A 12,330-nucleotide genomic window follows, 5' to 3' on the forward strand; every position below is an offset into this window, starting at 1 on the left:
TATTAGCTCTAAGAATGGTTCGCGATCAAAGGAGTTTTAATCTTGAGCTTTATGTCTTACAGGTATATACGGTCTATCGTATTGATATTATTTAAGTCTGGCTCGATTGAGTTTGAGTGGATGGACAATACAAAAAGCCGCACAAGGGTGCGGCTCAGAGAAGCATTAGGGGCGCTTTAGGCCAGCTTCGAATCAAACGCTAGACGGTACGTCACCATATCTTCAATGGTTAAAACCGGCATGTTATGCAGGCGCCCAAAGGCAACGAGCTCTGGGGTTTTCGCCATGGTGCCATCGGGGTTCGTAATTTCACATAGTACGCCAGCTGGCTGAAGCCCCGCCATTTGCATTAAATCAACCGTCCCTTCTGTATGGCCTCGACGAGTCATCACACCTCCTGGACGTGCGCGTAGCGGGAATACGTGTCCTGGCCGAGCTAGGTCTTCTGGTCTTGCCTCTGGGTTGGCAGCCGTTTTGATGGTTGTCACGCGATCGGCTGCGGATACCCCAGTCGTGACACCCACTTTCGCTTCGATAGAAACCGTAAACGCGGTTTGATTCGCACTGTTGTTGTCCACTACCATTGGAGGAAGATCCAGTTTATCTGCTTGGATGTCGGTCAGACACAGACAAACGATACCGCTGCATTCGCGGATCATTAAAGCCATTTGTTCGTTGGTTAAGTGTTCAACGGAATAGATGATGTCGCCTTCATTTTCGCGATCTTCATCATCAAGGAGAATGACGCCGCGACCTTCTTGAAGGGCAGTAAGTGCGTTTTCAACACGGGTAACTGGGTTGCCAAATTCGGCAAGTAGAGATGACTGATTCATGGTTAACTCCTAAAAATGACCAGAATCAGGGCGGTATGAGAGATCACGACCTACATACGAGTAGAGCTCATGTACATAATGCGATCAAAAAGAAACACCACAGCATTTCCCTAACCACGTTAGCTTTTCTCTACGTGGAGTGGGATTGCTGGTGCATTCTTATTCTCTTTCATCCGGACTATAACCGTCGGCTCTGGCATCTCACCAGATCTGCTGACCTCGACGAATCGAGCGCTCGCGGGCTCACTCAAAAGAGTATACCGCCGGTGGGGAATTTCGCCCCGCCCTGAGAACAATTAATTGTGATGTCAGATCTTATTAACGCAGATGGCTGACGAGGGCATCTTACAACAGTTTTTTCACTAGGTTGAATAATTCGATAAAAAATTGTGTTGTTGCTATAAAAAGTTGTAGCTACAACACAAAAATTAGTACCAAAAGATTTAACGACGAGCGCTAGCAAACTATCGCAAAAGCTATCGACGAAAAAAGTCAGTGCGGATGAAGTGGTCTATCTGCGCTGGTACAAAGGTGTTGTAGAGTAGACTCGTGTGTGTTTGCTTCGCCTCGATATGATCTTGCATACCGTCTAAGCGGGTTTCTTCCACTGTGACGGTACCATCGGACATAATATTGTCGTCACGGATAAGTAACGGGCGAGCACCAATCGGCAACGTGCCCGCGATACTGCCGAGTTTCTGCGGAAAATCCCATCTGTCCTCGTGTTTATTCAGCCCATGACGTGGCGAATTACCCAAGATTGCTCCTAAACCCAGGTCTTTGATTCGAGTGACGATGGATGCGCCTTTAAGGGGAGAGCCGATGGCGACAACATGTGAAATCAAACTCGTGGCCGGTTTCCTCGAAGCAAGGTAGCGCTTAATCATCAACCCGCCTAAGCTATGCCCTACCAATACGTTACCGGTCAGTGGATTCAGTGCACGGTCAATGGTTTCGAAAAGCGTCTCTTCATTGATTGAAACGGTGTTGTAACTGATAACTTGGGTGTCGTAGCCTAACTTACGTAATTTTTTACTCAGCGGTTGCATGACCAGTCCATGCATGTATAGGCCATGTAGAATGATTATTTTCATGTAATCTCCGGCAACATATTAAGACACATGACTTAAGAAAAATTGCAGTCAAAGTGCCTTAGGTATCTTACTCTAAATCGAATATGACTACTTGCAAGTGATTAACAAATCTTGCACTTTTTGTTGAAGAGTATGGCGATTTAAGGATGCAGAGCTCTGTCGTTGACCAATGTTTACCTCAATTTTTGACCAAAATCGAGTTGGCAAACGAGTCAGTGCATGGCCGTTTTTGTGGCTAAAAAAGGACCCCCATAGACCTTTTAAAGCGATTGGAATCACTGGAACAGGCGTGCGCTGTAGGATTTTTTCTACGCCAGGTCGAAATTCACCCATTTCGCCATCTGATGTCAAACGACCTTCAGGAAAAATACAAACAATTTCACCGTTGCTTAGGGCTTGTTCTATCTGTAAAAAGGCGTTCTTGTATGTTGGTGCACATCGACGTGGAGAACAAATTGGAATGACACCTGCGTGGCGGAAAACGTGTTTCAAAAGCGGTAGTTCGCTGATTGATTTATCCATAACAAAACGGACAGGGCGAGTTGAAGCTCCCATTAAAATAAGCGCATCCACGTAGCTCACGTGATTAGCGACAATCAGAGCAGCGCCTCTGTCAGGAATGAACTGCCTACCTTTCACTGTCACGCGGTACATGAAGTGACTGAGTAAATAACTGACAAATCGTTGTGTAAACTCGGGCACTTGGTGATAAACATAAATGGCAACCAAAAAATTACCCAATGCCATCAGGCTAAAAAGCTCAACAATGGATAAACCCAATACGCTCAGTACAAATATTGAGATTAAAGCAGAGGCAACCATAAACAAAGCGTTCATAATGTTATTAGCAGCAATCGCTTGAGCACATTCTTCTGCGTTTGAGCGAGATTGAATGAACGCATACAGTGGTACGATAAACACGCCACCACTGACCCCAACGAAGAAGAGGTCAAACATAACTCGCAAGTGTTGAGGATCCGCGATAAAACGGTGTACGTCATAGTACTGACCGATAAGAACATGGTGAGGTATTGCCCACATTAAATCCATACCAAACAAGGTTAAACCAAGGATGCCAAAAGGCAGAATACCAAGCTCGACATGATTGAAAGAGAGTTTCTCACATAGCCATGACCCCGTTGCTATGCCAATAGAAAACAGTGCGAGTAACAAAGATACAACGCTGCTGTCGGCATTTATATGCACTCGAGCGAAGCTTGGGAACTGTGTTAGGTAGGTTGCCCCCATAAACCAAAACCAACTGATAGCAAGAATAGACATCCAAACACCGCGTTGCTTCTGAGCGATATTTAACGTCTTTTTGATCCCCAATATCGCAGAAAATGTGACTTGTTTTTTCGCTTGGCTCGGTAACGGAGGAATATTGACGCTACTTAGAAATCCCATGATAGAGAGAAGTACGACTAAACATGAAGCGATGGAAGGTCCGTTGGGCTGGGTTAGCAGCAGTCCTGCCGTTAATGTGCCAATCAGGATAGAAAGAAAAGTCCCCATTTCGACCCAAGCGTTGCCTTTCATTAACTCATTTGCTTTTAAAGCCTGGGGAAGCAACGCGTACTTGACTGGCCCAAAGTAAGCGGACTGTGTGCCAGTCAAAAAGAGCAGGATCAACATGAGAGTGGCACTTTGGGTCATGATAGCGATGGCGGCAAAGGTCATGATTATAAGCTCGGAAAGCTTTAAACGACGAATGAGCTTGGCTTTGTCCATGTTGTCTGCGATTGCGCCTGCGTGAGCCGAGAACAAAAAGAAAGGGAGGATAAATAAGCCCGCGGCAAGGTTAACGAAAAGATTCGTTGATAAAGGTGATGCATCCATAAAACCGTACGTCACCATTAACAATAGAATGTTTTTGTAGACGTTATCATTGAGTGCCCCGAAACACTGGGTGAGAAAAAATGGGAAAAAGCGTTTTGAAAAAAACATGTTAGCTCCATCAGAACAAAGTTATTTCGATGTGAGCACTTTATGTGTTGTGAGATGATAAGCCAGTTGCACGTTGGAAGTTACAATATAAGTAACTAATGGTGACTTATCATATGGCTTTGGCTTGTTGGGTTATCAATATTATTACTTTATGTCTGGCGTTCGCTCCCATGGTTTAAACAGTGGAAATGTCCATTGGCGCATGGCGATAACTAAAGAAGTACCGTGTTTTTCTGTCATATCCAACTCATTGTCGTTGTCACAAGCTTGATAAAATTCTTCGATCACCTTTTGCAATTTGCGCTGCAGTTTTTTGTTGGTTTGGGTGCTCATTAACCCCGTGGCCATCGATAGTTTTTCTCCTTCAGAAGAGAAATAACTATTGAAAAATGCTTCCTGAACCTGGCGCTGGAAAAAAAGCTGGATAGGACCACCTACTTGCCATTGAAAATTGGGTGATATTTTTAAACGGATTTTATTGCCGGGTAGTAGCTCAATAATGTTGAGTCGGTCTAACTGAGCCAGTTTTTGTATTAGCTCCGGAGTGCTGAATGTATATTGCTCAATGATTTGATTGAACTGATACCCATTCACAACACAAATTGCGACCAGTAATAATGCTTTGTCTTCGACGAGTTGTTTCTCTTGTTCTAAAGTGAGCGAGTCTAAGCGCTTATCTTGCGAAACTGCGATCATAAACAGCGCCGTCATGTCTATTCCGATCAATTGGCAGATACGCTCCAAGCGCTCGAGACTGATTTGGTGCCCTTCTGCCAGAAGACGTTTTACGCTTCCTTCGCTGAGTTCAAGGTGTTTTGCAACATCGGCATAGTGGATGCCAGAGAGTTTTAGTTGGCGTTTAAGTACTTTAATCAGGGCTTGGCTTTGTGACATTTATCATGTGACCTTTTTGAGCAATTGAAGCAACCATTTTCAGGTTTATTTGCGTATAGACACATAGAATAACGCTTTATTGCTCTAGATACTGATAAAAAAAGAGCCAATCGCAATTAGTGCGATTGGCTTATATATTTGTGAACAAAATAGAATTCACTAACAACGTCAGTTGGCTAGGTGACCCTCGGCTTAAGAAGGGTCAATGAATATAATGCACTAAGTGTGCCAACTTGAGATTTGCTAAAAAGCAAGCCAATAAAGGGATATTCTTTCATAAATCTCATTGTTTTTTGCAATTTGCAAATGCGATATGCAATTACTCTTTATTATGCTAATGATTGATTAATAAACAACACGAAGACATGATCTCGTATTAGTAGATTTTCTTGTTAATTAATTAAAGCATTATCAATCTACAACATGGCTGAACTAAAGCATGACCAAGCTGGCGGTGCCTAAGAAGGCAAAAAAGCTACGACGTCTGTTACGGTTGTCAAAATTACCGATCCTGCGAGCGCAGGATCTAACTTTAGTTTATCCAAAATGATTGGAATGAGGACGCCGAATAACGCCGCAGTGATGATATTGACGACAATAGCTAAAGCGATCGTGCCTCCTAGTATTGCGGATTGAAACCAAAGTCCAGCTAACCCACCGATAATGATAGCCCAAGCGAGTCCATTGAGAGAGCCAATGCCGAGCTCATTCTTTAACAGCTTAAATCGGTTACCCGGTGTAATTTGATTCAGTGCCATTGAACGGATCATTAGAGTCAACGTTTGGCTACCTGCTATTCCCCCCATAGAAGCAACGATTGGCATTAACACCGCGAGCGCGACAACTTGGGCGATCACATCTTCAAACAAGCCAATAGTGACGGAGGCTAAAATTGCAGTGAGCAGATTGATCCCTAACCATACCCCACGTTTTTGAGAGCTTTTTAGAACGGGTGCAAATAAGTCATCACCTTCGTCCATACCCGTACCAGCCATGAGTCTCGATTCGTAGATTTCTCGTTGGGTACTTAAGGCAAATTGCCAGTCTACTTCACCAATTAATGTCTGGTCTGAATCCGTCACAGGCAAGGCAGAAAGAGCACTGTGCTCCATTGCTTCGACTGCTTCCGATAACGACATTTTGCTGTCTAGAACTGTAACGGTGTCCAACGCAAGGGTTTTCAAGCGGACTTCAGTATCACTACGCAAAATTTCGTAGTAGTTCACCACACCACGAAACTGCTTATTCCGGTTGATGAGATACACTTGTTGAGGTGTATCGTAGCTGTAGCGTTCTATCAACTGCTTTGCTGTTGCAACAGTAATATTAAAAGGCAACGTGATAATCTTTCGTTCAGCCCAGTGGCCGAGCTCTTCATCTTCGTATTCTTGGGCTTGATCGTAGAGTTCGAGCTCGTCTTTTTCGATCAGAGCTAATGCTTCGTTAATGATCGTCTCAGGCAGAGAGTCAGCCCACTCGATCAGAGAAAGGTTATCTAGCTTTGCAAGGGTAAGCTTAAGTTCGATTTCCGATAATGCATTGATGATAGAAAAGCGAACATCTGCACGCATTTCGGTTAGTACATCGATATGGCGTTCTAGCGGCAGCGCTCGCCATAGTCGAACACGGTCCTCAATTGGAAAGGCTTCCAGAACTAAAGCGACGGAACCCGGTTCCAGACCGGCTTCTATCGCTTCATTGAGCTCGGAGGATTGCTCCGCCTCGTCGGCTTGACCAATGTGTTGTATTAGTGAGGAGATATCTTGAAACTTACTCACCGAGTTCCCCAGTAGTTAGTTAATGTGAATACCCAAGCTTTTTTTAAAAGTGTTTGGGTATCGGCATTTTGCCGAGTTATAAATGCGATAAGAAGTCCAACCACTCATGCTTAACAAGCTCTGATACCCCGAAGTCGTCGATGTTCGGGATGGTTGTTATTCAAAGTACTCGAAAGTAGCAGAAAAACAATAGTCTATTCGATATTAAGATAAGGAAGAACTAATTGACGGATGTTTACTTTTGCGCCGAGCCTAGCGGCAAGTAAGTACATCCCGGCGATTTTTCGGTGTAAGAAAATGGCATCCGCTGGGGGAGTGTGCCAATAGTTTTGTTCCATGCTAAGAATGGTGCCCGCTTGGCGTAGTCGCTGCGAAAGTCCACTGGCTTTGAAGTCATAGTCATCATCGATGAGCATAGGTTCACAGGCCATTTTGACCAGATCCAATACCGCTTTTCGCTGTTCAGGTTGAATCGCTTGTGCAAAGAAGCCAATTTGTTCCAATGCGTGATTGAGGCTTTGTTCGTCATGGTTCACCACTGCGCGAAATGCTTGACGATACCCAGAACTAAATCGTTGGCTGTATTCACGAGTAGCCCCGAAGTCTAACAGACCAATTTGTCGAGTCTCTTCATTGTACAAATAGTTGGCGAAGTTGGGGTCGGTCTGAACCATTCTAAACTCAAACAACTCTCGAAACATAAGGTCAAGCAGATGATGCATTACCATGTCTCGAGTGTATTGGTCGTGATTATCAAGCGTGTCGATAGGACGGCCTTCGATAAAGTCCATCGCTAAGACGGATGACGAAGAACTTTCGTGGTGGATTTTAGGTACAACAAAGTGAGGATCGGTTTTTAAAGCATCGCAATAGTGCTTGACGAATTGGGCTTCGCGCTGATAATCGGCTTCGTCATGAAGTTGCTTTTTGGCTTCTTCCAATAGTCCTTTATAGTCTACGGATTCGGGGATCAGACCAACGACTTTAAGTAATGTGCCAACGTTGTTGACATCACTGTTGATGCTTTTACGGATTCCGGGGTACTGAACTTTGACGGCCAGTTTATCTCCGGCATCACTATAAGCTTGATGCACTTGTCCGATAGAGGCACTCGCCATGGGCTTGAAGTTAAAGGCTAAAAAAGCGTGTTTCCAGTGCTCTCCAAGCGCATTTTCCATCACGGCGTTTAATTGCTTTGCTGGCATAGGGTCTGCGTCGGAGCGAAGTCTCGAAAGGATCTCCGCTAACTCTGGCTCTAGAATGTCACCAGCATCCATCGATAACATTTGACCGAGTTTCATTGCCGCACCACGTAGGTGAGCAAGTTGCTCGGTCAGTCTAGTGATGTTTGACGGTGTAAGAAGAAGATCTTTTGCTTTGGGCTTGTTGCCTTTAGCCAGTTGTTTGGTTCCTTCAGCGAGCACATTGCCAGCCACTCGCGTGGCAAGAGAGGCAAATTTACCGAACCTAGAAATGCGATGTGTGGGTAACCCTTTTTCCTTGTCTGACATGGAGACCTTCCCGTTTTATTCAAACCATGTTGAACACCGTTTGTGGTTTATTCATGTTATACGGGAAAATGAAGAGGTTGGATACAATTGGAAGCAGAACCGCCAGCAAGACTAGCGGTTAGCGTGCAGTAACTGAACGTCACTTCCGTACTTATTCTGGCGCTTTGGTTTCATGCCAGCGACTCGGATAAGCACTGCTGTAATCAGGCTCAACGAATCCTTCATACAATCCATCAGTCGCTTCGAGTGGACCAACGATAGTTCGGTATGGTAATACACCAGCCCACACCGGAATATCCAGGTCTTCAGCGTCATCGTTTACACCAAAGTTGCTGATTTTTACTGATGTTTCTTTAAGGGGGATTTTTAAGAGCAACGTCGCGTTCAGTTCTTTTTCGTTGCTTAGTCTTATCTGCTCCGTTCTTCCGGGTGCTATTTGTTCGATAAAGTGATTGAGTAAGCGATCTTTCTCTTTGTTGTCAGGTACGACTTCAAATTGTCCAAATACAACAGCGCTGCGATAGTGAGCGCTATGATGAAAGGCTGAGCGAGCCAGAACCCATCCATCAAACAAAGTGAAAGTAAGACAGGTTTGCTGTCCTTGTTTGAGTGTGCGTAGCAAACGGCTGTTGTTCGCGCCATGGATGTAAACACAATCATCTACACGCCATGCCAGCATGGGAATCACCACAGGTCCAGATTCATTGGTAATGGCAATATGAGCAACCAAGCTTTCGTCTATGATTTCATGCAACTTTTCAATTTCAGTGACCGCTTTATGGGCTCCTTTCTTAATCTCTGTTCTTTTTGTACTTAACAACATGAATGCTCTCCTCAGCTAATCGTAAAAATCGAAATGTTTATTTCGCGTGCCTTGTTGCAATGTACTGTTTAACTGGTAGCTTAAGGAGAGCCAGTTTTAAACAATGGATGGATCCGGTTTGTCGTTGATTGATGTTGGGGATTTGCAGTTAAATACTGAGGCGGAGACGCTTCAGCAGTCGGTATTTCTTTCGATTAGAGATAAGATCGTTAAAGGGTTTTGGGCAAAGAATGGCAAGTTGCCCTCGACGCGTAAATTAGCCCAAGAACTAAATTTGAGTAGAAATACGGTTATTTTTGCGTATGAGCAGCTAGTGGCAGAGGGCTACTTAAACAGTCGGAAAGGCTCTGGCTTTTATGTTGCAGTGGAGTTACCTGAGCAATATTTACCTAGCATTGAACCAACGGAAGTGCATACTGTTAACCAAAAGGTGCTTGACGTTAACGCGGCATTTGCACCGGGTGTCCCTGATCTAGCGCTCTTTCCTAGTGTTCAGTGGCAAAAGTATCTTAACCGCCACTTAACGCGAACCTCTTTGCTTGGTAATCAAGACATTCAAGGAAGCTGGGCGCTTCGGTGTTCTCTTTCTGATTATTTAGCCTCTAGCCGCTCCGTTCACTGCTCACCGAGTAGAATCATCATTACCTCAGGCGCTCAGCAGGCTTTAAGCATTGCAACAATGGCAACATTGAAACGCGGTGACAAAATATTAATGGAGCAACCTGGTTACGCCCAAATGCGTAAGTTAATCCAGTTCATGCAGTATCAGTTTTCTCCTTTGTTTGTAAAAGAAAAACTTGGGTTTGACGTGGAATCCGTAACAAACTCAGATGCTGATGCGCTATACATTACTCCGAGTAATCAGTATCCAATGGGCACCACTTTAGATACTGAGCAAAGGGGAAAAATAATCGATTGGGCGGTACAGAATTCCGCTTGGATTTTAGAAGATGATTATGACAGTGAATTTCAATTCGCTCACCGCCCCTATACCAGTCTACAAGGGTTAGCAGCACAATTAGGACGTGGAGAGCGCGTTATCTATATCGGTTCGTTCAGTAAAGTGATGTTTAACGGTTTGAGGATGGGCTATCTTGTCGTGCCTGATTCACTGGTTGAGACATGTTTAATGATTAAAGATGCCCTAAGTGGTGATTCGCCTAGTCACGTGCAAGAGGCAATGGCGGACTTTATTGTTGAAGGGAGTCTGTTACGTCATATCAGGAAAATGCGCCGTATTTACAAAGCAAAGCATGAACAAATGAGCCTTTCAATTAATGAATGCTTTGGAGACAAAGTCAGCGTGATTAGTCAGGCTGCAGGGTTGCACATCACTCTGAAATGGCGCAACGGAATTGATGAGCATACATGGGCGCAACGCGCTGCAAATGAAGGTATTGTACTGCGTCCACTGAGCTACTATGAGCACCCTGAATACATAAATCGAGATTGGAATGGGGCAGTGCTTGGCTATGGAAACACTGCCTTATCGGAAATAGACTCGCTTATAAAACGACTCTCGGATTTATTCTAGAACCTTAGATTCATGTTTGCGATTCAGGCGTTTCCAAGGAAGGGACAGCAACGCGAAAATGGAGAGTGCGTAGAACATAGACCAACCTAGGCAGATAAACACGCCGGTGCAGAGTAGCAGAGAAATACCTGCTAATACTTTCCCGACCCCTTTAAGCAACTTAAATGCTGCCAACATTGCTAGCAGGTAAACTAAGACAAAAATACTATTGGCGAGCTTTAGGAAAAACTCCAGGTCGAGACCTGAAAGGGTACCCACGACACAGGAGAGCAACAAAATGCCGCCAACCACTAGCGTGGCAGAAGAGGGAACTCCTCGACGGGATATTTTGGCTAGCTTGCTGTCTGAACGGTGTTCGCGAGCCTGAGCCCAAACCATTCTCGCCAAGCTTTGAGTGTAAAGGTTGATGCTGGCAAAGCACGCTGAAAAGCCAATCACACTGATGAGCCACTTGGCGTGTTCACCCAGTAGATGCTCACTTAACCACGGGATAGATGCGTTATCAAACTGTGGACTACCGTAGGCGCCAAACTTTAATATTACTACCGAACAGGCCCAATACGTGAGTCCTGCTACGAGGCAGCCAAAAACAATCGCAATAGGGAAATCACGCTGTGGGTTTTTAAACTCTTCTCCCATATGAGCGAACGCCTCGATACCAACAAAACACCAAAACATCACGCCAAGGACTGCGGTGATTGACCATATGGAGTCTGACGTGATCTCTGGCATAACCAGATCTGCACTGGTAATTTCCCCTTTCCATAAAAATGAGCCGACTAAAGCAAAAACACTTAACGCAATGACAGTTTGTAAACGGCCCGATGATTTTGTTCCCAATAAATTGACGAAAATAAGAAGTAAAATGGTCACGATCTGGGCAAATAGGTTGCTGTTTAGTGATGATGGGAGAAGCTGTTGCAAAAATCCGGCTGCCAGGGCAATCGCTGGTGGAATACCCACGGGGATGATACTGACGAATAGCCAAGCGACACTACTTTCTAGTTTGCTATTAAATGCTTTACGAACAAAGAAAGCAGTGCCACCAGCGTTGGGGTAGCGCTTTCCAAGTTGAGAGAAAGTCAAAGCAATAGGGCATATTGCAATAAACAATAAAATCCATGCCCATAATGAAAAATGACCTGCGATACCCGCAGCAATTGCTGGGATCATAAACAAGCCAGTTCCCATTAACGTTGTGGAAAGTTGAGCGATGCCGGAAATGAGTGAGATGTCTTTTTTAAGCTGTTCCATGCTGGTCTCTGACGGTGTCGAACGAAGAAACTCTAAGAATAAATGAGTTGTGAAATACAAAATGCGTTACTGAGCCGACAATATGACGGTTGTTTCAAATAATTCCAACAAAATGTTGGTTTCTTATGCATTTAAAATCGTTGTAAAATAAACGAAATAAGGAATAAGCGGTAAGTTTATGGACAAGTTTGATCACAAGATCATTGATATCCTCCGGCATAATGCTCGACTTTCGGTTACTGAAATTGCTGATAAAGTTAACTTATCTCGCTCAGCGGTAACTGCTCGAATTCGTAAGCTAGAAAATGACAAAGTTATTTTGGGCTATCATGCAGAAATTGCACCGTCGGCAGAGGACTCGATTTGTGCTTATTTTGCGTTAAAGTTTGATACGTCTACCTCAACGTATTATTGCGAATCCTACGCAGATGAGTTGTACAAAATTGATGGCGTCAAGTGGTGTCATGCCATTAGCGGAGAGACCGACATGATGGTTTTTGTTCAAGTGCCCAATATGAATCGTTTGAATGAAATCAGAGATCAAATTCAACGGTATCCAGAACTTCGTCACTTAATGACACATACGGTCTTGACCGAATTTTTTAATACCACAGGGTCACCCTTCGTTAAGTCTGCATGAGAGTCTGTTAAGGAGAGGCATT

General features: G+C 44.3%; 9 protein-coding genes, 1 pseudogene and 1 riboswitch. Of the genes and pseudogenes, 2 read left to right on the forward strand and 8 right to left on the reverse strand.

From position 1 onward, the window contains the following. Positions 1-176: 176 nt before the first annotated feature. The 7 genes and pseudogenes from ribB to SU60_RS13310 form a co-directional block, all read right to left on the reverse strand. Positions 177-833 (reverse strand): 3,4-dihydroxy-2-butanone-4-phosphate synthase, encoded by a 657-nt coding sequence (gene ribB, locus SU60_RS13275; protein ID WP_041155916.1) that lies wholly within the window; start codon positions 831-833, stop codon positions 177-179. A 157-nt stretch (positions 834-990) separates the two neighbouring features. Further along, positions 991-1,131, reverse strand: a riboswitch (FMN riboswitch). Between the two features lie 178 nt (positions 1,132-1,309). Continuing rightward, a complete protein-coding gene (locus SU60_RS13285) occupies positions 1,310-1,927 on the reverse strand; it encodes a lipase family protein (RefSeq protein ID WP_041155918.1) in 618 nt (205 codons plus the stop codon). Between the two features lie 87 nt (positions 1,928-2,014). Then, the gene (locus SU60_RS13290; RefSeq protein WP_041155919.1) at positions 2,015-3,874 is read right to left on the reverse strand and encodes an MFS transporter; all 1,860 of its coding nucleotides are present in this window, start codon (positions 3,872-3,874) and stop codon (positions 2,015-2,017) included. A 144-nt stretch (positions 3,875-4,018) separates the two neighbouring features. Continuing rightward, on the reverse strand, positions 4,019-4,768 hold the full coding sequence (locus tag SU60_RS13295) for a helix-turn-helix domain-containing protein (RefSeq protein ID WP_041155920.1): 750 nt from the start codon (positions 4,766-4,768) through the stop codon (positions 4,019-4,021). Positions 4,769-5,200: 432 nt separating this feature from the next. After that, positions 5,201-6,546: pseudogene (locus SU60_RS13300) on the reverse strand (magnesium transporter). Positions 6,547-6,740: 194 nt separating this feature from the next. Then, positions 6,741-8,057, reverse strand: a complete 1,317-nt coding sequence (locus SU60_RS13305) for an ABC1 kinase family protein (protein ID WP_041155921.1) — start codon at positions 8,055-8,057, stop codon at positions 6,741-6,743. Between the two features lie 151 nt (positions 8,058-8,208). Then, positions 8,209-8,880, reverse strand: a complete 672-nt coding sequence (locus SU60_RS13310) for a pyridoxamine 5'-phosphate oxidase family protein (protein WP_041155922.1) — start codon at positions 8,878-8,880, stop codon at positions 8,209-8,211. A gap of 103 nt (positions 8,881-8,983) precedes the next feature. Here SU60_RS13310 and pdxR point away from each other — a divergent pair, with 103 nt between their 5' ends. Continuing rightward, a complete protein-coding gene (gene pdxR, locus SU60_RS13315) occupies positions 8,984-10,414 on the forward strand; it encodes a MocR-like pyridoxine biosynthesis transcription factor PdxR (RefSeq protein WP_041155923.1) in 1,431 nt (476 codons plus the stop codon). Here the strand turns inward: pdxR and yjeH are convergent. Beyond that, entirely contained in the window at positions 10,406-11,668 is a 1,263-nt protein-coding gene (gene yjeH / locus SU60_RS13320; RefSeq protein ID WP_041155924.1) for an L-methionine/branched-chain amino acid transporter, read from the reverse strand. The genes pdxR and yjeH overlap by 9 nt on opposite strands. Positions 11,669-11,846: 178 nt before the next feature. Between yjeH and SU60_RS13325 the strand changes: the two genes are divergently transcribed. Further along, complete coding sequence (locus tag SU60_RS13325; protein ID WP_041155925.1) at positions 11,847-12,308, forward strand: Lrp/AsnC family transcriptional regulator; 462 nt, start codon at positions 11,847-11,849, stop codon at positions 12,306-12,308. The last annotated feature ends 22 nt before the right edge of the window (positions 12,309-12,330 follow it).

Origin of the sequence: Vibrio mytili, from assembly GCF_000830505.1 — a bacterium.
Classification (GTDB): Bacteria; Pseudomonadota; Gammaproteobacteria; order Enterobacterales; family Vibrionaceae; genus Vibrio; species Vibrio mytili.

Excerpts from the sequence above, each read along its gene's own strand:
- SU60_RS13305 (WP_041155921.1), bottom strand. The coding sequence starts at position 8,057 with ATGTCAGACAAGGAAAAAGGGTTACCCACACATCGCATTTCTAGGTTC.
- SU60_RS13310 (WP_041155922.1), bottom strand. The coding sequence starts at position 8,880 with ATGTTGTTAAGTACAAAAAGAACAGAGATTAAGAAAGGAGCCCATAAA.
- SU60_RS13285 (WP_041155918.1), bottom strand. The coding sequence starts at position 1,927 with ATGAAAATAATCATTCTACATGGCCTATACATGCATGGACTGGTCATG.
- SU60_RS13290 (WP_041155919.1), bottom strand. The coding sequence starts at position 3,874 with ATGTTTTTTTCAAAACGCTTTTTCCCATTTTTTCTCACCCAGTGTTTC.
- SU60_RS13325 (WP_041155925.1), top strand. The coding sequence starts at position 11,847 with ATGGACAAGTTTGATCACAAGATCATTGATATCCTCCGGCATAATGCT.
- ribB (WP_041155916.1), bottom strand. The coding sequence starts at position 833 with ATGAATCAGTCATCTCTACTTGCCGAATTTGGCAACCCAGTTACCCGT.
- SU60_RS13295 (WP_041155920.1), bottom strand. The coding sequence starts at position 4,768 with ATGTCACAAAGCCAAGCCCTGATTAAAGTACTTAAACGCCAACTAAAA.
- yjeH (WP_041155924.1), bottom strand. The coding sequence starts at position 11,668 with ATGGAACAGCTTAAAAAAGACATCTCACTCATTTCCGGCATCGCTCAA.
- pdxR (WP_041155923.1), top strand. The coding sequence starts at position 8,984 with ATGGATGGATCCGGTTTGTCGTTGATTGATGTTGGGGATTTGCAGTTA.